The organism is Lactococcus formosensis, assembly GCF_037892375.1.
In the GTDB taxonomy this organism is placed as follows: domain Bacteria; phylum Bacillota; class Bacilli; order Lactobacillales; family Streptococcaceae; genus Lactococcus; species Lactococcus formosensis.
In genome coordinates, this window is sequence record NZ_CP141721.1 from 1509657 (window position 1) to 1533305 (window position 23649).

The 23649-nt window shown below is 39.0% G+C and carries 23 protein-coding genes; 20 read left to right on the forward strand and 3 right to left on the reverse strand.

Annotated elements, in window-relative coordinates; genetic code table 11:
• Nucleotides 1–75: 75 nt before the first annotated feature.
• Genes purC through purH form a run of 8 tightly spaced genes read left to right on the forward strand, consistent with a single transcriptional unit; the run spans nucleotide 76 to nucleotide 8520 of the window.
• Entirely contained in the window at nucleotides 76–792 is a 717-nt protein-coding gene (purC, locus tag VNN39_RS07355) for a phosphoribosylaminoimidazolesuccinocarboxamide synthase (RefSeq protein WP_339007000.1), read from the forward strand.
• Nucleotides 793–848: 56 nt separating this feature from the next.
• On the forward strand, nucleotides 849–1091 hold the full coding sequence (gene purS / locus VNN39_RS07360) for a phosphoribosylformylglycinamidine synthase subunit PurS (protein WP_096369356.1): 243 nt from the start codon (nucleotides 849–851) through the stop codon (nucleotides 1089–1091).
• Complete coding sequence (gene purQ / locus VNN39_RS07365) at nucleotides 1091–1771, forward strand: phosphoribosylformylglycinamidine synthase subunit PurQ (RefSeq protein WP_165711479.1); 681 nt, start codon at nucleotides 1091–1093, stop codon at nucleotides 1769–1771. The genes purS and purQ overlap by 1 nt, the downstream gene beginning before the upstream one ends.
• Nucleotides 1768–3984: a phosphoribosylformylglycinamidine synthase subunit PurL gene (gene purL, locus VNN39_RS07370; protein ID WP_338997279.1), complete on the forward strand. Its 2217-nt coding sequence runs from the start codon at nucleotides 1768–1770 to the stop codon at nucleotides 3982–3984. Before purQ ends, purL begins: the two co-directional genes overlap by 4 nt.
• Nucleotides 3969–5384 (forward strand): amidophosphoribosyltransferase, encoded by a 1416-nt coding sequence (gene purF / locus VNN39_RS07375; protein ID WP_338997280.1) that lies wholly within the window; start codon nucleotides 3969–3971, stop codon nucleotides 5382–5384. Before purL ends, purF begins: the two co-directional genes overlap by 16 nt.
• Nucleotides 5377–6390, forward strand: coding sequence for a phosphoribosylformylglycinamidine cyclo-ligase (purM, locus tag VNN39_RS07380; protein ID WP_338997281.1), 1014 nt, complete (start codon nucleotides 5377–5379; stop codon nucleotides 6388–6390). The genes purF and purM overlap by 8 nt, the downstream gene beginning before the upstream one ends.
• Nucleotides 6387–6929: a phosphoribosylglycinamide formyltransferase gene (gene purN, locus VNN39_RS07385; protein ID WP_338997282.1), complete on the forward strand. Its 543-nt coding sequence runs from the start codon at nucleotides 6387–6389 to the stop codon at nucleotides 6927–6929. The genes purM and purN overlap by 4 nt, the downstream gene beginning before the upstream one ends.
• 40 nt (nucleotides 6930–6969) lie before the next feature.
• The gene (gene purH, locus VNN39_RS07390; RefSeq protein ID WP_338997283.1) at nucleotides 6970–8520 is read left to right on the forward strand and encodes a bifunctional phosphoribosylaminoimidazolecarboxamide formyltransferase/IMP cyclohydrolase; all 1551 of its coding nucleotides are present in this window, start codon (nucleotides 6970–6972) and stop codon (nucleotides 8518–8520) included.
• Nucleotides 8521–8554: 34 nt separating this feature from the next.
• On the opposite strand, the gene treR is transcribed toward purH, so the two are convergent.
• Nucleotides 8555–9271, reverse strand: a complete 717-nt coding sequence (gene treR / locus VNN39_RS07395) for a trehalose operon repressor (RefSeq protein WP_017370151.1) — start codon at nucleotides 9269–9271, stop codon at nucleotides 8555–8557.
• Between the two features lie 129 nt (nucleotides 9272–9400).
• Here treR and VNN39_RS07400 point away from each other — a divergent pair, with 129 nt between their 5' ends.
• The 12 genes from VNN39_RS07400 to VNN39_RS07455 all read left to right on the forward strand — a co-directional run bounded on the left by VNN39_RS07400 (nucleotide 9401) and on the right by VNN39_RS07455 (nucleotide 20632).
• A complete protein-coding gene (locus VNN39_RS07400) occupies nucleotides 9401–9886 on the forward strand; it encodes a PTS sugar transporter subunit IIA (protein WP_165711472.1) in 486 nt (161 codons plus the stop codon).
• Nucleotides 9887–9898: 12 nt separating this feature from the next.
• The gene (locus tag VNN39_RS07405) at nucleotides 9899–11443 is read left to right on the forward strand and encodes a PTS transporter subunit EIIC (RefSeq protein ID WP_338997284.1); all 1545 of its coding nucleotides are present in this window, start codon (nucleotides 9899–9901) and stop codon (nucleotides 11441–11443) included.
• Nucleotides 11444–11462: 19 nt separating this feature from the next.
• Complete coding sequence (treC, locus tag VNN39_RS07410) at nucleotides 11463–13073, forward strand: alpha,alpha-phosphotrehalase (RefSeq protein ID WP_338997285.1); 1611 nt, start codon at nucleotides 11463–11465, stop codon at nucleotides 13071–13073.
• Nucleotides 13074–13159: 86 nt separating this feature from the next.
• Nucleotides 13160–13852, forward strand: a complete 693-nt coding sequence (locus tag VNN39_RS07415) for a YjjG family noncanonical pyrimidine nucleotidase (RefSeq protein ID WP_338997286.1) — start codon at nucleotides 13160–13162, stop codon at nucleotides 13850–13852.
• Between the two features lie 103 nt (nucleotides 13853–13955).
• Complete coding sequence (purD, locus tag VNN39_RS07420) at nucleotides 13956–15188, forward strand: phosphoribosylamine--glycine ligase (protein ID WP_338997287.1); 1233 nt, start codon at nucleotides 13956–13958, stop codon at nucleotides 15186–15188.
• A gap of 2 nt (nucleotides 15189–15190) precedes the next feature.
• Nucleotides 15191–15676 carry a 5-(carboxyamino)imidazole ribonucleotide mutase gene (gene purE, locus VNN39_RS07425; protein ID WP_339007001.1) on the forward strand — a complete coding sequence of 162 codons (486 nt, stop codon included), beginning with the start codon at nucleotides 15191–15193 and terminating at the stop codon, nucleotides 15674–15676.
• Between the two features lie 122 nt (nucleotides 15677–15798).
• Nucleotides 15799–16917, forward strand: a complete 1119-nt coding sequence (gene purK / locus VNN39_RS07430) for a 5-(carboxyamino)imidazole ribonucleotide synthase (protein WP_338997289.1) — start codon at nucleotides 15799–15801, stop codon at nucleotides 16915–16917.
• Between the two features lie 42 nt (nucleotides 16918–16959).
• Nucleotides 16960–17742: a hypothetical protein gene (locus tag VNN39_RS07435; RefSeq protein WP_338997290.1), complete on the forward strand. Its 783-nt coding sequence runs from the start codon at nucleotides 16960–16962 to the stop codon at nucleotides 17740–17742.
• Between the two features lie 114 nt (nucleotides 17743–17856).
• Nucleotides 17857–19002 carry a VOC family protein gene (locus VNN39_RS07440; protein WP_422393570.1) on the forward strand — a complete coding sequence of 382 codons (1146 nt, stop codon included), beginning with the start codon at nucleotides 17857–17859 and terminating at the stop codon, nucleotides 19000–19002.
• Nucleotides 18989–19582: a flavin reductase family protein gene (locus VNN39_RS07445; RefSeq protein ID WP_017370161.1), complete on the forward strand. Its 594-nt coding sequence runs from the start codon at nucleotides 18989–18991 to the stop codon at nucleotides 19580–19582. Before VNN39_RS07440 ends, VNN39_RS07445 begins: the two co-directional genes overlap by 14 nt.
• 133 nt (nucleotides 19583–19715) lie before the next feature.
• Nucleotides 19716–20141, forward strand: coding sequence for a universal stress protein (locus VNN39_RS07450; RefSeq protein ID WP_014024946.1), 426 nt, complete (start codon nucleotides 19716–19718; stop codon nucleotides 20139–20141).
• 140 nt (nucleotides 20142–20281) lie between these two features.
• Nucleotides 20282–20632 (forward strand): YxeA family protein, encoded by a 351-nt coding sequence (locus VNN39_RS07455; protein WP_017370163.1) that lies wholly within the window; start codon nucleotides 20282–20284, stop codon nucleotides 20630–20632.
• Nucleotides 20633–20867: 235 nt separating this feature from the next.
• Here VNN39_RS07455 and guaA read toward each other — a convergent pair whose 3' ends face one another.
• Entirely contained in the window at nucleotides 20868–22409 is a 1542-nt protein-coding gene (guaA, locus tag VNN39_RS07460) for a glutamine-hydrolyzing GMP synthase (RefSeq protein WP_338997292.1), read from the reverse strand.
• Nucleotides 22410–22525: 116 nt separating this feature from the next.
• Nucleotides 22526–23446 (reverse strand): type I pantothenate kinase, encoded by a 921-nt coding sequence (coaA, locus tag VNN39_RS07465; protein WP_017370165.1) that lies wholly within the window; start codon nucleotides 23444–23446, stop codon nucleotides 22526–22528.
• Between the last annotated feature and the right edge of the window lie 203 nt (nucleotides 23447–23649).

The following is a 23649-nucleotide window of genomic DNA, read 5'->3' on the forward strand; positions in this document are numbered from 1 at the left end:
CTTTCACAAGTAATATCTTTTTTTGTACTCTAAATAAGGTTAGAATTAAATTATAAAATAAAGAGGAGGCATATTGTGAGAAAGGGACGCTTACTTTATGAAGGCAAAGCAAAGAAGCTTTATGAAACAGACGATGAACAGCTGGTTTGGGTGGAGTATTGTGATAACGCAACAGCTTTGAATGGTAAAAGAAAAGAAGAAATTAAAGGCAAAGGGGCATTGAACAATCAAATCACATCCTTAATTTTTCAAAAATTAAACTCCGAACAAATTCAAACATCTTTCATTGAACAATTATCTAAAACCGAACAATTGAATCGGAAAGTGGAGATTATACCTCTGGAAGTAGTCTTGAGAAATCGTGTTGCTGGCTCTTTTGCGAAACGATTTGGATTGGAAGAAGGTGACATTCTTCCTCAACCCATTATTGAATTTTATTACAAGTCTGACGCATTGGACGATCCATTTATCAATGATGCACATGTCTATTTTCTTGAACTTGCTCGCCCAGAAGAAGTGGAATTCATCAAATCAGAGACACTGAAAATCAATGCACTACTCCAAAAGCTCTGGGCAAAAATCGGCTTGAGTTTGGTTGATTTCAAACTCGAATTTGGTCGTACAGCAGAGGGAGAAATTATCTTGGCGGATGAAATTTCACCAGATACCTGCCGTCTTTGGGATGCGGAGGGGAATCATTTAGATAAAGATGTTTTCCGACGTAATATTGGTAATTTGATCGAAGTATATAGTCGCGTACTCACAGCCCTTCAAGAAGGAAAAGAGCTTTAAGATTAAGTAGTGAAATCGTAGAGAAGAAATAAAAGAAAGTGAATGAAAAAGAGAAAATGAGTAAAGTAGAAGTTTATGTAACCTATAAAAAATCAATTTTGGACCCTCAAGGACAAGCCATCACAGCAGCAACACAAAAGCTAGGTTATGATGAGATAAAGGACATTCGTGTAGGAAAATATTTTGAGATTGAAGTCGATGCAACAGCTGAGGCAGCGGCCTCTAAAGTTGAGGAAATCGCAGAAAAACTTCTTGCTAACCCAAACATGGAAACTTACAAGGTTGAGGTGGTAGATTGATGAAATTTGCAGTTATTCAATTTCCAGGATCAAATTGTGATTTTGACCTCCTTTGGGCCATTCGTGATGTGATGCAAGCTGAAGCCGAGTTTGTCTGGCATGAGGAAAATTCTCTTTCAGGCTTTGATGGTGTGTTGATTCCTGGAGGTTTCAGTTACGGGGATTACTTACGTTGCGGAGCCATTGCTTCTTTTTCTAACATCATGCCAGAGATTAAGCGTTTAGCAGCAGAGGGAAAACCTGTCTTTGGCACCTGCAATGGATTTCAAATCCTTGTTGAGGCGGGACTTTTACCTGGAGCATTGATTCAAAATGACAGCTTAAAGTTTGTTTCAAAGTGGCAAAACTTAAAAGTAAATAACAATTCAAAATTTACAACTGTCTTTTCTGAAAATGAAGTGATTAGCTTGCCTATTGCTCATGGTGAAGGCAAGTATATTGCTGATGAACAAACTTTGTCAGATTTAAAAGAAAACGGCCAAATCGTTTTCACCTATGTAAATGGAAATCCTAATGGTTCAGCTTTAGATATTGCTGGAATCTGTAATAAAGAGGGCAATGTTTTAGGAATGATGCCGCATCCAGAACGCGCTGTAGAATCCCTATTGGGTGGAAATGATGGTCAAAAAATGTTTGCCAGTATCTTGAAAAATTTTGTAGAAAAAGGAGCGCTACAATGAGCGTTGAAATGAGTCCAGAACAAATCCAAACGTCAAAAATTTATCGTGAATGGGGCTTGACTGATGAAGAATACTCTAAAATTAAAAATGAGATTCTTGGTGGTCGCTTGCCTAACTTTACAGAAACAGGCATGTATGCCGTGATGTGGTCAGAGCATTGTTGCTATAAAAATTCAAAACCTGTCTTGAAAAAATTTCCAACAGAAGGCCCACACGTACTTATGGGACCAGGTGAAGGTGCAGGAGTCGTTGATATTGGTGATGATTGGGCTGTTGTTTTCAAAGCGGAATCGCACAATCACCCAAGCTATGTTGAACCCTATGAAGGAGCGGCAACAGGTTCTGGCGGGATTATTCGTGATATCTTTTCGATGGGTGCACGTCCAGTTGCTCTTTTAGATAGCCTTCGCTTTGGTCAGATTGACAATGCTAAAACACGTCACATTGTTGACCGCGTGACAGCTGGAATAGCAGGATATGGTAACTGTATCGGTATCCCTACGGTAGGTGGAGAAGTAGCTTTTGATGAATCTTATGCGGGAAATCCTTTAGTGAACGTGATGTGTGTGGGCTTGATTGAGCATAAGCACATCCAAAAAGGACAAGCCAAAGGTGTGGGCAACACAATCATGTATGTCGGTGCGAAAACAGGACGTGACGGCATTCATGGTGCTTCCTTTGCCTCTCAGGAGTTTGGTTCAGGTTCTGAAACACAACGTTCTGCCGTTCAAGTGGGCGATCCTTTTATGGAAAAACTTTTGTTAGAGGCTTGTCTCGAAGTGATTCATAATCATTCCGATATTCTTGTCGGTATTCAAGATATGGGGGCTGCTGGATTAGTTTCTTCAACTTCGGAAATGGCTTCGAAAGCTGGCTCAGGTCTGAAACTTAATTTAGACTTAGTACCACAACGTGAGACGAATATGACACCATACGAAATGATGCTTTCAGAGTCGCAAGAGCGGATGGTACTTTGCATTAAAAAAGGACATGAAGATGAAATTGTTGAGCTCTTTAAAAAGTACGAACTTGATGCAGTAAACATAGGTGAAGTCACTGACGATGGGATGTACACATTGTTCCATCAAGGTGAAAAGGTTGCCGAAATTCCAGTAGACTCTTTAGCTGAGGATGCACCGGTTTATTATCGTGAAATGAAACAACCCGCACGTATTGCTGCATTTGAAAAAGCCGAAAAATTTATCCCGGAAATCGTAAATACAACAGAGGTTCTCAAAGAACTCCTTAGTCAACCAACGATTGCGAGCAAGCGCAGTATTTATGAAACCTACGATAGCCGTGTAATGACCAATACAGTTGTTGCACCTGGATCTGATGCGGCAGTTATCCGCCTCCGTCATTCCAATAAAGCTTTAGCAATGACAACAGACTGTAATGCGCGCTATCTCTACCTTGACCCTGAGGTTGGTGGACAAATAGCAGTCGCAGAAGCAGCGCGTAACATCATCGCCTCAGGTGGGAAACCTTTAGCTATTACGGACTGCCTTAATTTTGGAAATCCAGAAAAACCAGAACAATTTTATGAGTTAAGCAAGGCATGCGATGGTATTTCGGAATCTTGTCGTGTGCTATCTACTCCAGTTATCTCGGGTAATGTTTCCCTTTATAACGAAACGAATGGTCAAGCAATTTTACCGACACCAATGATTGGGATGGTTGGATTGATTGAAGATGTGGCACAGATTACGACACAAGATTTTAAAGAAACAGGTGACTTAATTTATCTTATCGGTGATACTGGCGATGATTTCTCCGGTTCTGAAATTCAAAAAATGATGACAGGAGAGATTTCAGGTACGCTGAACTTTGATCTGCAAGCTGAAAAAGAAAATCAGGAATGCGTACTAAAAGCAATCCAAGCGGGTCTCATTCGATCAGCGCATGATTTATCTGAAGGTGGCTTAGCTGTAGCTCTTGTCGAGTCGGCTTTTGCGAATAATAAAGGAATTTCGGTTCATTTTGATGGCAATGCATCACAACTCTTCTCTGAAAGTCAGGGGCGCTTTATCCTCTCGGTTCATCCAGAAGATGAAAAGAACTTTGAAGACCTGATGGCAGGTAAAGCAAGCAAGTTAGGGCAGGTTACAGACAAGTCAGAAATTAAAATTTCAGCAAAAGATGGTGAAATTTCCTTATCTACTGAAGAAGCGAAAGCGATTTATGAAGGAGCGATTCCATGCCTTATGAAGTAAAGTCTTTGAACGAAGAATGTGGCGTTTTTGGCATCTGGGGACATCCTGAAGCTGTACAACTGACATATTTTGGACTTCATGCCTTGCAACACAGAGGGCAAGAAGGTGCTGGGATTCTGTCAAATAATGATGGGCAACTTCAACGGCACCGTGATTTAGGCTTGGTAACAGAAGTTTTCCGTCACGAAAAAGACTTGCAAAAATTATCAGGGAAAGCAGCCATGGGTCATGTGCGCTACGCCACAGCAGGTTCAGCAGAATTAAACAATATTCAGCCTTTCCACTTTAAATTTCAAGACACACAGCTTGGTCTAGCCCATAACGGCAACTTGACTAATGCTATATCACTACGACGCGAATTAGAAGCACAAGGCGCGATCTTTTCTTCGAGCTCAGATACAGAAATTTTGGCGCATCTGATTCGACGTAGCCATCATCCTGAATTTATGGGAAAAGTAAAGGAAGCTTTGAATACTGTTAAAGGTGGCTTTGCTTATCTCTTGATGACAGAAGATTCGATGATTGCAGCTCTTGATCCTAATGGCTTCCGTCCCTTATCTATTGGGAAAATGACTAATGGTGCGCTCGTTGTAGCCAGTGAAACTTGTGCTTTTGATGTTATTGGTGCAGAGTTTGTTCAAGAAGTCAAACCGGGGCAGATTATTCAAATTAATGATCAAGGCTTGCATGTTGAGCAGTTTACAGATAAGACCAATACACAAATCTGTTCAATGGAGTATATTTACTTTGCACGTCCGGACAGTGTTATTGCAGGTGTCAATGTCCATACCGCACGTAAACAATCAGGGCGCATCCTAGCACGGGAGGCACAGGTAGATGCAGATATAGTTATTGGTGTGCCGAACTCATCGCTCTCAGCAGCATCAGGATATGCAGAAGAATCTGGATTACCTTACGAAATGGGCTTGATTAAAAATCAATATGTGGCGCGTACATTTATTCAGCCTACGCAAGAATTAAGAGAACAAGGTGTACGGATGAAGCTCTCGGCTGTTTCCAGTGTAGTCGAAGGTAAAAAGGTTATCATGGTGGACGATTCTATTGTACGTGGAACGACAAGCAGACGAATTGTGCGTTTACTTAAAGATGCCGGCGCTGCTGAAGTTCACGTTGTAATTGCGAGCCCACCGCTTGCTTATCCATGCTTTTATGGTATCGATATTCAAAAGCGAGAAGAGTTGATTGCAGCGGAACACTCAGTCGATGAAATTTGCCAAATCATTGGAGCAGATAGTCTTACTTTTTTAAGTCAAGAAGGGTTAGTTGAGGCTATTGGACATGATAATCTGTGTCTGTCTTACTTTGACGGTATATATCCGACGCCACTTTACGATTATGAAGAAAATTACCTGAAATCTTTAGGAGGAAAAAATGTCTAAAAATGCTTATGCAAAGGCAGGAGTTGATGTTGAAGCGGGTTACCAAGTGGTTGATCGCATAAAAAAACACGCCGAAAAAACGAAAAGGCTGGGAGTTCTTGGAGGACTTGGAGGATTTGGAGCGGCATTTGATCTTTCGAAACTTGATGTTAAGGAACCAGTGCTTATTTCTGGAACAGACGGAGTGGGCACAAAGCTGATGCTGGCTATTGAAGCAGACAAACATGATACGATTGGCATTGATTGTGTGGCCATGTGTGTTAATGATATCGTTGCAGCTGGAGCAGAACCCCTCTACTTTCTTGACTATATCGCTATCGGTAAAAACCTTCCGGAAAAGCTCGAAAAAGTGGTCGCAGGTGTTGCCCAAGGATGTTTGCTATCAGGGGCAGCCTTGATTGGTGGTGAAACAGCAGAAATGCCAGATATGTATGATACAGATGACTATGACCTTGCAGGTTTTGCTGTCGGTATTGCCGAAAAGTCAGCCCTAATCGATGGCTCTAAGAATGTTGAGGCAGGTGATATCTTATTAGGGCTTCCTTCCTCTGGCATTCATTCGAACGGTTACTCGCTCGTCCGGAAAATCTTTAAAGATTTTGATAAACAAGAAATTCTTCCTGAGCTGGAACGCCCCCTTGGAGAAGAGTTACTTGAACCCACTCATATTTATGTTCAAGAGCTGTTGCCACTTATAAAAGACAACATGATTAAGGGGATATCACATATTACAGGAGGTGGTTTTTATGAAAATCTTCCGCGGATGTTTAGTGATCAATTAGCAGCTGAAATTAAAGAAGACAGCTGGGAGATTTTGCCTATTTTCAAAGCTTTGGAGAAATACGGTCAAGTTCCTCATGACGAAATGTTCCAGATTTTCAATATGGGAATTGGCATGGTCCTCGCTGTTGCCCCAGAACAGGCTGAAGAAGTGAAGCAAAGAGTAAAATGCTACGAAATCGGAAAAATTACGCCTCGTGTAAATCAAGCGGTAATAATAAAATGAGGATTGCCGTTTTCGCCTCTGGCTCAGGATCTAACTTTGAAGCTCTTGCTCAAGCTTTTCCCGCTGAAGTTCAGCTCTTATTTTCGGATAAGATTGATGCTTATGCTCTACAAAGAGCACAGCAGCTCAAGATAGCTGCTGTCAGCTTTACCTTAAAATCTTTTGCTGATAAGCAAAGTTATGAAGAAGCCTTAGTTGCTTTGCTCCGTGAACATCAGATTGATTTGATTTGTCTTGCAGGTTATATGAAAATTGTTGGTCCTACTCTTTTGCAAGCTTATGAAGGTCGGATCATTAATATTCATCCATCATATCTGCCAGCTTTTGCGGGTTCAGCTCATGCTTTAGACGAATCCTGGCAAGCTCAAGAAGGCTTGGGAATCACAGTGCATTGGGTGGATTCTGGAGTCGATACAGGAGAAATTTTAGCCCAGCAGCAGCTTGATTATTACCCAGAACTCGCCGAATATGAAAAAAAGCTCCATCAAATAGAGCATGAATTGTATATAAAAGTAGTAGAAGAGCTTATCAAAAAATAGTAAAAGCTATTATAAACTTAAAAATAGAAAAGGAATAAAAATGACTAAACGTGCGCTTATCAGTGTGTCGGATAAAAATGGAATTGTTGAATTGGCTGAGTCTTTAAGTAAACTCGGTTTTGAAATTATCTCAACTGGCGGAACTAAAAAAGCTTTGGATGAAGCAGGAATTGCAACCTTAGCGATTGAAGAAGTGACGCAGTTTCCGGAAATGATGGATGGACGTGTGAAAACATTACATCCAATGATTCATGGTGGACTTTTGGCACGACGTGATTTGGACAGCCATCTAGCTGCCTTAGAAGAGCACAATATTACACCCATTGACTTGGTTGTTGTCAATCTTTATCCTTTCAAAGAGACACTCTTGTCAGGAGCTGATCATCAAACAATTGTCGAGAATATTGATATTGGTGGTCCTTCAATGTTACGTTCTGCAGCAAAAAATCATGCAGACGTTACTGTTCTTGTTGATCCAAGTGACTATGCTATGGTTCTCGAAGAATTCGAAAAAGCTGGTGAAACAAGCTTAGGACTTCGTCAACGTTTGGCTGCCAAAGTTTTTCGACATACTGCTGCTTATGATGCGCTCATTGCACAATATTTAACAGAAAAATTTTCTGCTCCGGAGGAGAAACCTGAAAAGCTGACATTGACCTATGATTTAAAACAAGGGATGCGTTATGGTGAAAATCCACAACAAGATGCAGATTTTTATGAAAATGCCCTTCCAACTACATATTCGATTGGGCAAAGTGTGCAATTACACGGTAAAGAATTATCTTACAACAATGTGCGTGATGCAGATGCTGCGTTGCAGATCGCGCGTGATTTTACGGATCAACCTACCGTTGTGGCGCTTAAGCACATGAATCCTTGCGGCATTGGTCAAGGGGAGACGATTGAGCAAGCTTGGGATTATGCTTATGAAGCAGATCCTGTTTCTATCTTTGGGGGTATTGTCGTTTTAAATCGCGCAGTTGACCAGAAAACAGCGGAGAAAATGAGCAAAATATTTTTAGAAATCATTATTGCACCAGCATTTTCTGATGAAGCTCTGGCAATTTTAACGAAAAAGAAAAATATTCGTTTGCTTACGCTTGATTTTGAACAAATTGGTGCATCAGAAAGAGAACCAATGATTACAGGCGTGCTTGGCGGTGTTTTAGTACAAGAACAAGATGTTGTTACAGAACACCCAGAAAGTTGGACAGTAGTAACGCAAGTCCAACCAGATATGGAACAATGGGAAGCGCTAAAATTTGCATGGAAAGCGGTCAAATATGTGAAGTCTAACGGTATCATTGTTACAAATGAGCATCAAACACTTGGGGTTGGACCTGGTCAAACCAACCGTGTAGCTTCAGTGAAAATAGCAATCGAAGCCGCTCAAGAAAAAGGTCTAGATAATACTGTGCTTGCCTCTGACGCCTTCTTCCCCTTTGCAGATAATATTGACGAGATTGCCAAATCTGGTATCAAAGCAATTGTACAACCGGGTGGTTCCGTTCGTGATCAAGAAGTCATTGAAGCTTGCGACAAGTACGGTATCACAATGGTCTTTACAGACGTGAGACATTTCCGTCACTAATAAAAAAAGCTAGACGAGAGTTTAGCTTTTTTTATTAGTGTTTCTGCCGTCTAGAAAATTCCGTGAAGCGAAACTTATCAACTTGATGTCGGCTTTCGGTGTACTGGAAAACATTATTATTGGTGAGGTAAACATGACTACGTACACTCACGACATGGCGGTCTTTTGGGTTTAAATCCAAGTAAGTTTTGTCTTCATCGTTGGCGAAGTCAATCGTGATTTCTTTTTGAGCATATGAAATGTCGAGGTTAACTTGGTCTTCAAGGTAGGAATAAAGAGAAGACTTTACTTTTTCTCTTGTCATATTGGGTGCTGTAGAAGCTAAGATGTAGTCGCGATCTAGGATAACAAACTGCTCATCAATATTTCGTCGACGGAGGATGTGAAAGGCCTGAGTACCTTCTTCAAAAAAAGAAAGTTCTGAGAGTTCTTTATCTACAGTTATTTTTTCAAAAATTAATATTTCGGTAGTTGAGCTGAAGTTTAAAGAGTCTTTGAGCTCTTTGAAAGAAGTTAAACCTGAAATGGGGAACATCAATCTCTCCCTTGGAATAACAATGGAGCCAAAGCCATGACGGCGTTGAATAATCCCATTTTCTTCCAAGATTTTTAGTGCTTGTCGTACCGTTGCGCGGCTAGTTTGATAGAGCACTGTAAGCTGGTTTTCACTGGGCAAGAGCTCATTTTCGGGATATCTTCCTTCATGGATTTTTTTCTCCAAATCCCGAAGAATAATTTCGTACTTTTTCATAATCTAAGTGTAACAAAAAAGCACTTTAAGTTAAAGTAAAAATATAACCGCTTGCAAAACCGCTTTCATTTTGCTATTATAAACTTGTACGTACAAGTTGTGATTTATTTTTATTAAAGGAGAATAAAAGTGTTTGGTTTTGGAAAGAAAAAAATTGTGAGTGAAGATAAAAATCTTTATGCACCTTTAGCAGGTACAGTTATTGGCTTGGAAAAGGTTTCCGACCCTGTATTTGCCAAAAAAGTTATGGGGGATGGTTATGCTATTGAACCTACAAGTACTGAAATTGTCAGTCCAGTAGCAGGAGAAGTCAGTCTAGTACAAGGACATGCTATCGGCTTCAAGCGTGCAGATGGCTTAGAAGTATTGCTTCATTTAGGGATTGATACAGTAAGTTTAAATGGACAACCTTTTCAGATTAAGGTTAAGGTAGGCGATATAGTCGACGGCGGTGATGCTCTGGGACAGGTCAATTGGAAAGAAGTGGAAGCAGCGGGTCTACCACTTACGAGTATGATTTTAATTACAAATACAAATGAAATGCTCAATAGTCTTACCGTTAAAAAAGGAAGTGCTCAAGCAGGTGATATGTTGGGTCAAGCAACTGCAAAATAAAAAGGAGAAAACATGGCAGATTACAAAAAATTAGCAACAGAAATCATTGCTGCTGTTGGCGGTGAAGAAAATATCACAAAGGTAATTCACTGTATTACACGCTTACGTTTTTATTTAGTCGACAAAGAAAAAGCAGATAATGAAAAGCTTGAAGCAATGGATGGTGTTGCCGGTGTTGTCTACAATGCAAATCTGGGGCAGTACCAAGTAGTTATCGGTCAAGCCGTTGAGGATGTCTATGACGAAATTGTTGCCCAGTTGGGGAGTCGTGTAGTGGATGGTGAAAGTAGTGAAAATGTCGAGGAAACAAAAGTTTCTAAAAATCCGATCATTCGTGCTTTTCAAGTTGTAGTCGGAACAATTACAGGCTCGATGATGCCGATTATTGGTTTATTAGCTGCTGGAGGTATGATTAACGGGATTCTTAACATGTTTGTTAAGGGCAACCATATTTTTGAACTTATTAGTCCGACAGATCCAACCTATATTATTATTTCAACAATGGCGATGGCACCATTCTACTTCCTTCCTGTCTTGGTCGGCTATGCCGCTGCTAAACAGTTAGGTTCAGAGCCATTCGTCGTGGCAGCAGTTGGTGGCTTTATGATTCATCCTGCCCTACAAGGCTTAGTTGCAGCACCGAATGTTATTGAAAAGGGAGAAATTGTAGCCGGAAAAGCACCAGTAGTTATGGAATTATTTGGGGTAACTTTTAATACAAGTTATTTTAATATTCCTGTTAGTCTACCAAATTATGCTTATACTATTTTCCCGATTATTGTAGCAGCTTGGATGGCTAAACCAATCGGTGCTTGGCTTAAGAAACACATGCCTTTAGCACTTCGTTCGATCTTTGTACCGATGATTACTTTCTTTGTCGTGGCTTCATTAGTACTCTTGTTGGTAGGACCCGTAATTAGTATTGTTTCCTCTGCGCTTGCTTCAGTCATTACAGGCTTGATTAATCTTAATCTTACTATAGCAGGAGCAATTATTGGTGGACTTTACCAAGTTCTAGTTATCTTTGGTCTCCATTGGTTGGTTATTCCTATCTTGACTCAACAAATCGTAACAACAGGAGAATCAAACATTAACATGATTGTTTCCTTTACAATGTTGGCACAAGGTGCAGGTGCTCTAGCTGTCTTTCTTAAAACACGCCAACAAAGTCTTAAAGGGTTAGCTTTACCAGCAGCGATTTCGGCTTTTTGTGGGGTAACTGAGCCAGCCATGTATGGGATTAACTTGAAATATATTCGTGTTTTCATTATGAGTTCGGTTGGTGCAGCTGCAGGCGCTGCGGTTGCTGGCTTATTTGATCTGCATATGTATGGCTTCTCAGGCTCACTTATTGGTTTCCCTAACTTTGCTGCAACAACAAATCCTTTGACTCATGCTGCAGGTAACCCTAACAACTTTATCTACTTTTGGATTGCGACAGCTGTTTGTATTGTTGTATCCATGACATTGGTATGGTTCTTTGGTTTCAAAGATTCAGATACAATGGGAACAGGACTTGAAAAGAAAAACGTCTTTAAATCAGCCGTAAATAAATAAGAAACAAAAGGAAAAAACTATGACATTGAGCGAAAAAGTCATCTATCAAATTTACCCTAAATCATTCTTCGACACTACGGGAAATGGTATTGGGGACCTCAGAGGAGTAACGGAAAAATTACCTTATTTGGCGGAATTAGGAATCGATATGATTTGGCTTAATCCTTTTTATCCCAGCCCGCAAAGAGATAATGGTTATGATATTTCTGACTATACTAATATAGATCCAGTATTTGGTGATTTTAAAGATTTTGATCAAATGGTAGCGCGTGGTAAAGAGTTAGGTATTGAATTTATGCTGGATATGGTTTTGAATCATGTTTCAACAGAACATGAATGGTTTAAAAAAGCACTTGCCGGTGATAAATATTACCAAGATTTCTTCATTATTAGAGATGAGCCTACGGATTGGATGTCAAAATTTGGCGGCAATGCTTGGGCACCATTTGGCGACACTGGTAAATATTATCTTCATCTTTATGATATTTCTCAAGCCGACTTAAATTGGCGTAATCCCAATGTACGCAAAGAACTGTTTGAAGTTGTCAATTTTTGGCGCGATAAAGGTATATCAGGCTTTCGTTTCGACGTGATTAACGTTATTGGAAAAGATGAAATACTTAAAAATAATCCAGAAATTGATGGGAAATTTGAGTATACTGATAAACCAATCACTCATGAATATCTGAAAATGCTCAATGCGGCTACTTTTGGCCAAGACGAATATGCTATAACTGTGGGAGAAATGAGCTCAACGTCAATCGAAAACAGTATTCTCTATACACAACCAGAGCGAAGAGAACTTAGTATGGTTTTTAATTTCCACCATCTAAAAACAGATTACAAAGATGGTGATAAATGGACCAAAGTTCCCTTTGATTTTCAAGCGCTCAAAGAGCTTTTCCATGAATGGGGCGAAAAAATGTCACAAGGTGGCGGCTGGAATGCTACATTTTGGAATAATCATGATCAACCTCGAGCGCTCAATCGTTTTGTGGATGTGAAAAATTTCCGTATAAAAGGAGCGACGATGTTGGCTGCTGCGATTCATCTCAGCCGTGGTACACCTTTTATTTATATGGGTGAAGAAATTGGTATGATTGATCCTGATTATGATTCTGTCACCGATTACCAAGATTTAGAAGCTCTGAATGCTTACGAAAGACTTTTGAAACAAGGAAAAACAGAATCCGAAGCATTTGAAATAATCAGCAGTAAATCACGTGATAATTCAAGAACACCGATGCAATGGGACGATAGTACAAATGCGGGCTTTAGTAAAGGAGAGCCGTGGCTGAAGCTGGGCAAACATACCGACGTTAACCTGAAAAGAGATAAAAACGGAGAAATCTATAATTTCTATAAAGAAATGATTCGTTTACGAAAAACGGAAAAAATTATTTCTGAGGGAGATTATAAAGCTGCACTTAAAGATTCAGAGCACATTTATGCTTTTGTGCGTGAATACGAAGGTCAACGTTTACTTGTGTTGAATAACTTTGCCAATCACAGTGTGAACTTTAGCTTACCACAAGGGTTTGAAGATGTCGAAGTCTTTGTAAATAACTATGACTCATACAAGTCTGAAACACTGGCGCCTTATCAGTCAGTTGCTTTATTAGCCAAATAGTGCTAGCCATAAAAGTCTCTTTTGTTGAAAAAAAACGATGAAATCGTTAAACTAGAGCTATCATAAATTTTTAGAAAGAGATGAAAATGACTGTATTACTTTTTGACATAGACAACACACTTCTTGATTTTGATAAGGCAGAGTACACGGCTTTAGGTAAAATTTTTGAGCAATACGATATTGAAGATACAAAAGAAAACAGAGCTATCTACTCGCGTGAAAATAAGGCACTTTGGCGAAGTCACGAGGCAGGAGAAATCAGTCGTGAAGAACTTCTTTCTACACGTTTTGCTAATGCTTTTAGAGCTTTGGGAGTTAAAGAAGCTTACGATGCTTCGGCTGTTGATGCAGCGTACCAACTTCACTTGGCTCAAGGTCATGAATTGATGGACCATGCTATGGAACTTTTGGATCGCTTAGCGCAAGAAGCTACAGAAATGTACATTGTTAGTAATGGTACATCAAAAGTTTCTCGTCCACGAATTTTAGAGTCTGGTATTGCCGGATATTTCAAAGAAATATTTATCAGTGAAGAAATTGGAAAACACAAGCCATCAAAAGAATTCTTTGATTATGTATTTGAACATATCGATCATGCTGCGGATAAAGATTTTGCGATTGTTGGTGATACCTTAGCTACGGATATCCTAGGCGGAAAAAATGCAGGTATTAAAACAATTTGGTATAATCCTAAACACTTAGAGGCGCAAAAAGATTTAACACCAGATTGTGTTATCGAAGATTTATTAGAAATACCTTCTCTACCTGTCCTCGCTTGATAATTCCGAACAATGGAATAAGAATATATTTAGAAAAGCCCCCTGGGGCTTTTTCTTTTTCTCTAAATATCTTAAGATAGAAGTGAGAAGAAAGTGAGGAAATATGAGGGTTTTAGTTGTTGGCTCAGGTGGGCGTGAACATGCACTTGCACGAAAATTTGCAAAAAGTGAAAAAGTAGAGAAAGTTTTTATTTGCCCAGGAAATGTGGGTATGGCGGAGGAAAAGCTGGAAAATGTAGCTATTTCCGAACTTGAAAATCATCTATTGGTAAACTTTGCGAAGAAGAAAAAAGTAGACTTGACTTTTGTTGGTCCAGAAACAGCATTGATGAACGGCATTGTGGATGCTTTCTTAGACGAAGGGTTGCTTATATTTGGACCGAGAGTTGAAGCTGCTCAAATCGAAGGCAGTAAAACTTTTGCTAAGTCAATAATGAAAAAATACGGCGTACCCACAGCAGACTACGAGAGTTTTACGGATCTCGGAAAGGCTCTAAATTACGTTGAGACAAAAGGTGCACCTATTGTTATCAAGGCAGATGGCTTAGCTGCAGGAAAAGGCGTCACAGTTGCCATGGATTTAGAAGCAGCAAAAGCTGCTTTAGAAGATATTTTCCAGACAAAAGCAGCAAAAGTTGTGGTAGAAGAATATCTTGATGGCGAAGAGTTTTCACTTTTTAGCTTAGTACATGATGGAAAGATATACCCGTTACCTATTGCGCAAGATCATAAACGTGCCTTTGATGGCGATCGAGGGCCAAATACAGGCGGGATGGGTGCTTATGCACCTGTACCTCATATTCCAAAAGCTGTAGTACAAGAAGCCATAGAAAAAATTGTTCAGCCAACTGTGGCTGGGTTAGAGGCGGAGAATAAGCCTTTTACTGGTATTCTTTATGCCGGATTAATATTGACATCCGAAGGTGTCAAAACGATTGAATTTAATGCTCGCTTTGGTGACCCAGAAACGCAAGTGGTTTTAGAAACTATTACAAGTGATTTTTTTGAAAATATACTGGATATCTTACAAGGACGAGAGCCAAACTTGACCTGTAATACTGAAGAAGTTACCTTAGGTGTAGTTGTAGCAAATCAGGGCTATCCTGATGCCTCAACAGAGAGTGTTGTTCTACCAGAACTACATGATTTAAACTGTTATTATGCTGGTGTCATAAGAAAAGATGATCAGCTTCTTTCAAAGGGGGGACGTATATACATGGTCACCGAAACCGGAAAAGAGATAAAAAGTATTCAAAAATCACTTTACGAGAAATTAGATAAATTAGACAATACAGGGATGTTTTATCGTAAAGACATTGGAAATAAAGGAGTATAAAAATGGCAGATGTTGCAGTAATTATGGGATCACTTTCAGATTGGGAGACAATGAAACAAGCGACTCATATTTTGGAGGAGTTCGGTATCGATTTTGATAAAAAGGTCGTCTCCGCTTACCGGACACCAGAAATTATGATGAATTTTGCGAAAAATGCGGAGCAACAAGGCTATAAGCTCATAATTGCTGGCGCAGGAGGTGCGGCACATTTACCTGGAATGGTTGCTGCAATGACACTGCTTCCTGTTGTTGGTGTGCCTATTCAGTCACGTGCCCTATCTGGCTTAGATAGCCTTTACTCCATCGTCCAGATGCCAGGTGGAGTTCCTGTTGCTAGTATGGCTATAGGCACCTCAGGAGCCAAAAATGCTGCTCTCTATGCTATTCAGATTTTGGCACTTGCTGATAAAAGCTTAGTAGAAAAATTGAAAAAATATCGAAAAGAAGCAGCCGATATATCAGTCTCTTCAACTAAAGAATTGTTGTAAACTTTTAATTTAAAAACGAGCGTAATATTTGTAAAAATATTTTGATTTTAGTAAACAAAAATCCGGATAATATGCGGATTTATTTTTAAACTATCCGAAAAGAATGGGGAGAATAAAGAAAAATGGCCTATAATAAGAATATGCAACATAAGAAAAAAACAATTGGAATTATTGGTGGTGGGCAGTTGGGCCAAATGATGGCTATTTCTGCACAATATATGGGCCATAAAGTGATTACACTCGATCCAAATCCTAACTGTTCCGCAGCAAAGTGTTCGGATGAGTTGATTATTGCGGAATATGATGATGTTGATGCGCTTCTTAAGCTAGCTTATGCTTGTGATCTGATAACCTACGAGTTTGAAAATGTATCGGCTAGCGGTTTACATCAGCTTGATGCCTGTGTCGCTATTCCGCAAGGCATTCGATTATTAGAAATCACGCAAAATCGCCGGTTAGAAAAAGAGTTTTTAGAACAATGTGGCGTGAAAATAGCTCCGTGGAAACTCGTAGAAAATGCTCAAGATCTTCCAGAGCAAGTAACAAAAAAACAAGTATTAAAAACAACAATGGGCGGCTATGATGGACACGGTCAAGTTGTTTTGAAATCTGATGAGGATTTGAAAGAGGCCATGAAGTTAGCAGAGAGTGCAGAATGTGTACTGGAGGAATTTGTTGATTTTGATTGTGAGATTTCTTTAATTATTAGTGGGAATGGTAAAGATTTTGTGACCTTCCCGCTTTGCCAAAATGAACATATTAATAATATTCTACACCGTACCATTGCTCCTGCTCCCGTACCTCTTGAGGTCAGCGAAAAGGCTAAAGGTTTGGCGCTGGCGATAGCTAAAGAGCTCCAGCTTTCAGGAACACTTTGTGTAGAAATGTTTCTGACAGCAGCGGGCGAGATTTATGTAAATGAACTTGCCCCACGTCCCCATAACTCGGGACACTATACAATAGAGGCTTGTGATTTTTCACAATTTGATTTACATATCAAGGGAATTCTTGGTGAGGAACTGCCGCAACCACGTCTATTGAAACAAGCCATCATGCTCAATATTCTGGGACAAGATGTCCCCAAAATGGAACAATTGGCTCAGGAAAGGCCAGAGTGGCATATTCATGATTATGGGAAGTTGGAAGCGAAGAACGATAGAAAAATGGGGCATGTAACCATATTGACAGATGACTTTTCAAAAAGTCTGAAAGAAATATCCCGTTTAAAAATATGGGAATGATTTACAGGAAGGAAGAAGAGGATGCACACGATCAGGTTGTCGATGGAAAGCCGGAAAACAATTTTTCGAATCGAAACGCTGAGTGAAGAAATAAATCCCGAATGGACAGTTGTGTTTCAAAGTGCCTTCAAAGATAAACTGGTAAACTACTTGGAAGAGTATGAAAAGACTAAGCATTGTCTTTTGTTTCAAGGTAATACAACTTTCTGGTTGCAACACTCGGCAATGCAAGCCAGTTTATTCCTGCCACTGGCGTCAAATGATGAAAAAATTAGGGATATCATTGTTCGTTTATTAAGGCTACATTTTGAGTTCATCAATACAAATTCTTCTTCTTTAAATTCACAGAACAATTCTTTAAGCTATTTCGAACTTTATCATTTGGCATATACTTTGCAATTGGCTTATATCTTTTATTTGCGAACCGAGGAAATTTGTCAGTTTAGCTTATTATTCAGTTCAGCTTCAGCTCGCGTTTTAAATGTATGGGAGGAAGGTGCGATACGCTCAAACTTAACTGGTGTGATGGGGAAGGATTTGTGCATTGAGTCAGCTACACACTTAGAAGAAATCTTTAGCAATATTACGAGACACGCTGACTTAGGAAACCAAGCTTCTAAGGTTATTGCACTTTTGAAAAAAACGAATAGTATCCCAATATCAAAAGAGCAAGAATTTTTTCAAAGAGGTATGAAGACAATATCTTCTTATAAAAAAGAAGAAATACTCAACGGCCTGCTAAAAAAGATAAAACAAGAACAAGTAACAGGAAGCCTAACGGAACTGTACTTTTGTCAGCTCCTCTTAAATTATTTTAAAATCTAGAAGGTGTATCCCAAGGGATACATTTTTTAATGCAAGTTGCTTGAAAATTATGGAAGAGATGATATAATGAAAATAAGATTTACAAGTGTAAACGGAAAAACGAGAGAAATAAGAATGACAAAACTAAATTCGGAATTTACATTGGGTGGGATACACCATGTTACTGCAATTACTTCAAGCGCCCAAAAGACCTATGATTTTTTTACGAATCTTTTAGGGCTTCGGCTGGCAAAACTTACTGTTAATCAGGATGATTATGAAACTTATCATCTTTATTTTACGGATGAAGAGGGGAACCCTGGAACAGATATAACTTTCTTTGATTCTCCAGGAATTGGTGCTGGGAGCCATGGGATTAATAGTATTGATCGTATTTCATTCCGTGTTGCTCAGGATGTATCTTTGGAATACTGGTGCCAAAGATTTGCTGTAGCAGGTGTGCCACATGGCTTGGTGGCTGAGCGCTTTGGTAAAAAATATATAGAGTTTGAGGATTTTGATGGTCAGAAGTACCAGCTAGTTTCAGATGAGAAAGATCAAGGTATTGTTGCTCCAGGAAAACCTTGGCAGCTTTCAAATGTGGAGGTTGAACATGCTATTGTAGGCTTAGGACCTGTTTTCATTAAATTGTCAGAAGTAAATATTTTCCAGCAATTGCTCGAAGAAGTTTTTGGTTTTCGTAGGAGCGCAAGTGAAGAGGTTTTCACACTTTTTGAAGTAGCAGAGGGAGGTAATGGCGCCTCGATCATTATCGAACAAGATAAAGAATCACAGCGAGCATATCAAGGCTATGGCACAGTTCACCATGTTGCATTTCGCACTGCTAATCCTGATACGCTTAGATATTGGATTGAACGTGTCAAATCATATGTAATGCCTCACTCAGGATTGGTGGAACGTTTTTATTTTTCCAGTGAATATGTGAACGTTGCACCCGGTGTACTTTTTGAAATCGCTACAGATACTCCAGGGATTGCTGCCTTAGATATGGTACGTTCAGGGGAAGCTAAGGTTGATAGTTACGAAGAAGCGCTCGTGACCTCAGGCTTTTGGATAGATGAGACTTCGGACGAGGCAGGTCTCTCACTAAGTTTGCCTCCTCATCTCTTTCCAGGAGCAGAAGCGGAAAAAGCACGAACTGCAGCTGCATTACGTCGTTTGGACACGTCAGATGCATTTCGAGATAGAAAATTAGAACCACTGTGGACCATGAAAAAAATTCAAGAACGTCGTATAGGGAGAAAGAATGAAAGCATTTAAACCAGAAGATATGAGCAGTATTGATGCATACAAATTAATTTCAGGGCTGGTTATTCCAAGACCAATCGCGTGGTTGACAACCCAAAATTCTACGGGGCTTGTCAACGCAGCGCCCTTTAGCTTTTTTAATGTCGTATCAAAAGATCCTGTCATTGTATCCATTGCCATGACAGAGATGAAAGATTCTGTTAGAAATCTTTTGGAAACAAAAGAAGGTGTTATCCATCTGGTAAATATGGATAATGTTGAAGCGATGAATCAAACATCAGCACCTCTCACTGCTACAGAAAGTGAAATTGAAAAATTCGGTATTAAAATTACAGCGTCAGAAGAAGTGAAAGTACCTGCTATAGAAAATGCTAAAGCCCGATTAGAAGTCGTGCTTCATCAGCATATTCCAGTAGGAAAAACAAGCCAATTAATGCTCTTAGAAGTAAAAAATATTCTTATGAATGATTCTGTCATTGACGAGGAAAAACTCTATATTAAAGCGAAAGAACTGGATCCCGTTGCCCGTTTGTCAGGTAGAGCTTATACAAGATTAGGGAACACATTTGAAATTACACGCCCGACAGAGTAAGTTCCGATAATTGAAGTAGAAACTAAATTTTTCTTTAATTTTCCAACCATATTATTATCTTTTTCTCTCTTTTTAATTTAAAATATAATTATAGAGGAATTAAATTGATAATTTTAGAAAAGGGAGGCTTTTTATGAGAGAAAAATACAAAAACATTCTAGTAGCTGTTGATGGGTCAGAACAATCTGATAAAGCAGTACGTGAAGCCGTGAAAATTGCAGCACGTAATGAAACGTCACTATTTGTTTTGAATGTCAAAGATGATGTGCGACTTTATGGTTCAGCTTATGGTGTCCCTCTCATTCTTGAGAATTTAGAAGAGCAGTCACGTGCAATCATTGAAAGAGCTTCTGAGATTATCAAGAAACAGGTAGAATTTAAGGCATATCGCGTGGAGGGCTCGCCCAAAAAAGAAATCGTTGATTTTGCTCAAGCAAATGATATTGACTTAATCGTTATTGGTGTTACTGGTAAAGGCGCCTTTGACCGCTTGTTAGTCGGGTCTACAACAGCATACGTTATTGATCATGCGCGTTGTAATGTTATGGTTGTCAAATAATATAAAGAAGAAAAAGCTTTCTCAAAGAAAGCTTTTTTCTCGTGAAAAAAATTTTTTAATTCTGAGTCGTTTTCCTTAAAAAAAAGGGCGAAGCATTATATAATAGTTTTTACAGGAAAAATAAGTAAAAGGATTTTATAATGAAGAGAGTTGTATTTGGCCTGGTTGCAATTATAGTTTTAATAGTTGGAAATTCTGTATGGCATAATTTAGAGCATGGTGGCAAGAATTTATTCGTTAAAATACATGAAGACGAGAAAATCGAAATGAAAAAATCGGATAATGGCCATATCACAAAATATAAATATTCCGTCATCGGATTTGATGAAAAAGGAAAATCGCAAGAAATAAAGCTTACGGCGCAATATAGTTTAAAACACTATGATTATTTGAAAGTCGTAACAAATAAGAAAAAAGGAGTTTTGAGCTGGAAAGAAGTTAAGAAGCAAGAAATTCCTAAAAATCCCCTGTTTGAGCTTGAAAAAGCTTAAGTTCGCTTGTGTTTTTTTCCTTGAATAAATAAAATTATTTAACACTTGCGATAACGCTTTCTTGGTGTTATAATAACAGTGTAAAAAATAATAAACTCTATCCCTCAGCAATAACGTTGGGGGATTATTTTGTGCCAATTTTTTTCAAAATCAGTGTTTTTTAACGATTCATCCAAAAGAAAAACCGCTCTGTTGAGCGATTTTTAATTTCTATTTTAGCTATTTTACCTAGGAATTATTCCCACTCAACAGTTGCAGGTGGTTTAGAGGTAATATCGTAGACGACGCGGTTGATATGATCCACTTCATTAACGATACGTACTGAAATCTTTTGTAAAACATCCCATGGAAGTTTAGCAAACTCAGCTGTCATACCATCGATAGAGGTGATGGCACGGATAGCGAGTGTATAGTCGTAAGTACGGATATCTCCCATAACACCAACTGAACGAACACCTGTGTTAACAGTAAAATATTGCCATACATCTCGGTCTAAGCCAGCAGCGGCAATTTCTTCACGAAGAATCGCATCTGAATCACGGACAACTGCAATCTTTTCAGGTGTCAAGTTACCCATAACACGAATGGCAAGACCAGGTCCTGGGAATGGTTGACGCCATACAATCTCATCAGGCATACCAAGCTCTGTACCAAGGGCACGTACTTCGTCTTTGAAGAGTGTATTTAAAGGTTCAATCAATTCGAACTGCATGTCTTCTGGCAAGCCACCAACATTGTGGTGTGATTTGATTGTTTGAGCAGTGTCTGTTCCTGACTCGATGACATCTGTATAAAGTGTACCTTGAGCGAGGAATTTAACATCTTTAAGTTTAGAAGCTTCATCATCAAAGACGTAAACAAATTCGTTACCGATAATTTTACGTTTTTTCTCTGGGTCAGAAACACCAGCTAACTTATTCATGAAACGTTCTTCAGCATTAACACGGATAATATTTAAGCCGAATTTGTCTCCCAACATGTTCATGACTTGATCACCCTCGCCTTTGCGAAGGAAACCGTGGTCCACAAAGATTGAAGTCAATTGGTCACCGATAGCACGTTGTAAGAGCACACCAACTACAGATGAGTCTACACCACCAGAGAGACCAAGCAAGACTTTTTTGTCTCCTACTTGTTCGCGGATTTTTTCAATTTGCATATCAATGAAGCTCTCCATTGACCAATCGCCTTTAGCACCACAAATGTTTAATGCAAAGTTACGGAGCATATCTGTTCCGTATACAGAGTGACGAACTTCAGGGTGGAATTGAATACCGTAAATGTTACGTTCCGTATTTTCAACCGCTGCAAATGGGCTATTTGGAGAAGTAGCAACGACATGGAAGCCTTCTGGAATTTCAACAACACGGTCACCATGGCTCATGAGAACATCTTGTGTCTCAGGAGTATGAGCGAAAAGTTCAGATTTTGCTTTAAGCTCGATAGGTGCAACACCATACTCGCTTTCAGAAGCACTTTCAACCTTACCACCTAATTTGTGACTAATCAGTTGCATACCATAGCAGATACCTAGAATAGGTAATCCAAGTTCGAAAATTTCAGGATCAATATCAAATGAACCTTCGTCGTAAACAGAGTTAGGACCCCCAGAAAGTACAATCCCCAAAGGGTTTATTTCACGGATTTCTTGAGCTGTGACTTTGTGACTCATCAGCTCTGAGAAAACACCGATTTCACGAATGCGACGCGCAATCAATTGATTATATTGACTACCATAGTCAAGAACGATAATTTTTTCAAGTTGTTTATCAGACAAGTGGGCCTCCTAAAAATTAATATTAAAATATTTTATCATAAAAGAACGGATTATAAAAACGTTTGATACAAAAAGATAGCATTTTTAATCAAAGAGTAAATTAATGTTATGTTTTATCAAAATTTTTTCAAATAAATTTTATCAATGTAATGATTATCCGTTTTGTGCAGGATAACTTCCGCACGATTTCGTGTAGGTTCGATGTAGTCACGCAAATTAGGTAGATTGGTATTGGCCCAAGTTTGGCGTGCTAGCTTCATCACTTCATCGTAAGGCATCTTTGTAAATTGGTGATAATAGTTATGTGGATTATCTTCGGCGAGTTTGAGTAGACTGTCAAAACGCTCCAAATACCATCTTTCAATCACAGCTTCATCTGCATCGACATAAATAGAAAAATCATAAAAATCACTGACATACAGATGCTCGCTCTGTGGATTTTGCAGAACGTTTATCCCTTCAACTATTAAGATATCAGGTTGGTCAATTGTCTGTGTTTGATCTTTGAGGATGTCATAATTTTCGTGGGAATAAATCGGAATTTCACATGTTTCACCATTCTTAACACGGTAAAGAAAGTTTAACAGATGCTCCATGTCATAACTTTCGGGAAAACCTTTACGGTCTAGCATATTTCGCTCTTCTAAGACTGCTGTTGGATAAAGAAACCCATCAGTTGTCACAAGCTCTACGCTTAATTTTTTAAATTCACGGGATAGAAGTAGCTGAACAAGGCGTGCTGCAGTAGATTTTCCGACAGCTACAGAACCAGATATTCCAATAATTAATGGTGGAGTTTTAACAATTTTTTGTAAAAACAAACCTTTAGAAAAGCTTAAATCCTCAATATTTTTCTTGTAGAGTCGGACTAGATAGATTAAAGGCAAGTATACATCGATAACGTCTTGGAGTGAAATTTCATCATTGAGTGAACGAATGGCATCGAGCTCCTTGTTTGTCAAAGGCACAATTGAAGAAAGATAGAGATTTTGCCAAGTTTCTCGCGAAATTTCATCATAATTGATGAATTTATTCATAAGGATATTTTAGCATATTTTGCTTGCTGGCTGTGTTTAGAGACTCATTTTAACTGTAAGTTTAATTTTATAAAATTATAGAAATAGGCGCTAAACATAAGCAGTGTCTAAAGCGTTAGGGCCTGACTTTTTTGAAAAAAACAAAATTAAAATGTAAGGGTTTTCTAATACTTCCTCTCTATCTGTAAAGGTTTTCTCAGAAC

Bases quoted from the DNA above. Each gene is read 5' to 3' on its own strand.
- treC (WP_338997285.1), top strand. From the start codon at position 11,463: ATGACATTGAGCGAAAAAGTCATCTATCAAATTTACCCTAAATCATTC.
- purH (WP_338997283.1), top strand. From the start codon at position 6,970: ATGACTAAACGTGCGCTTATCAGTGTGTCGGATAAAAATGGAATTGTT.
- purF (WP_338997280.1), top strand. From the start codon at position 3,969: ATGCCTTATGAAGTAAAGTCTTTGAACGAAGAATGTGGCGTTTTTGGC.
- VNN39_RS07435 (WP_338997290.1), top strand. From the start codon at position 16,960: ATGGAAAGCCGGAAAACAATTTTTCGAATCGAAACGCTGAGTGAAGAA.
- coaA (WP_017370165.1), bottom strand. From the start codon at position 23,446: ATGAATAAATTCATCAATTATGATGAAATTTCGCGAGAAACTTGGCAA.
- purN (WP_338997282.1), top strand. From the start codon at position 6,387: ATGAGGATTGCCGTTTTCGCCTCTGGCTCAGGATCTAACTTTGAAGCT.
- treR (WP_017370151.1), bottom strand. From the start codon at position 9,271: ATGAAAAAGTACGAAATTATTCTTCGGGATTTGGAGAAAAAAATCCAT.
- purL (WP_338997279.1), top strand. From the start codon at position 1,768: ATGAGCGTTGAAATGAGTCCAGAACAAATCCAAACGTCAAAAATTTAT.
- purE (WP_339007001.1), top strand. From the start codon at position 15,191: ATGGCAGATGTTGCAGTAATTATGGGATCACTTTCAGATTGGGAGACA.
- purD (WP_338997287.1), top strand. From the start codon at position 13,956: ATGAGGGTTTTAGTTGTTGGCTCAGGTGGGCGTGAACATGCACTTGCA.
- VNN39_RS07415 (WP_338997286.1), top strand. From the start codon at position 13,160: ATGACTGTATTACTTTTTGACATAGACAACACACTTCTTGATTTTGAT.
- VNN39_RS07445 (WP_017370161.1), top strand. From the start codon at position 18,989: ATGAAAGCATTTAAACCAGAAGATATGAGCAGTATTGATGCATACAAA.
- VNN39_RS07455 (WP_017370163.1), top strand. From the start codon at position 20,282: ATGAAGAGAGTTGTATTTGGCCTGGTTGCAATTATAGTTTTAATAGTT.
- purK (WP_338997289.1), top strand. From the start codon at position 15,799: ATGGCCTATAATAAGAATATGCAACATAAGAAAAAAACAATTGGAATT.
- VNN39_RS07450 (WP_014024946.1), top strand. From the start codon at position 19,716: ATGAGAGAAAAATACAAAAACATTCTAGTAGCTGTTGATGGGTCAGAA.
- purM (WP_338997281.1), top strand. From the start codon at position 5,377: ATGTCTAAAAATGCTTATGCAAAGGCAGGAGTTGATGTTGAAGCGGGT.
- VNN39_RS07440 (WP_422393570.1), top strand. From the start codon at position 17,857: ATGACAAAACTAAATTCGGAATTTACATTGGGTGGGATACACCATGTT.
- VNN39_RS07405 (WP_338997284.1), top strand. From the start codon at position 9,899: ATGGCAGATTACAAAAAATTAGCAACAGAAATCATTGCTGCTGTTGGC.
- purS (WP_096369356.1), top strand. From the start codon at position 849: ATGAGTAAAGTAGAAGTTTATGTAACCTATAAAAAATCAATTTTGGAC.
- purQ (WP_165711479.1), top strand. From the start codon at position 1,091: ATGAAATTTGCAGTTATTCAATTTCCAGGATCAAATTGTGATTTTGAC.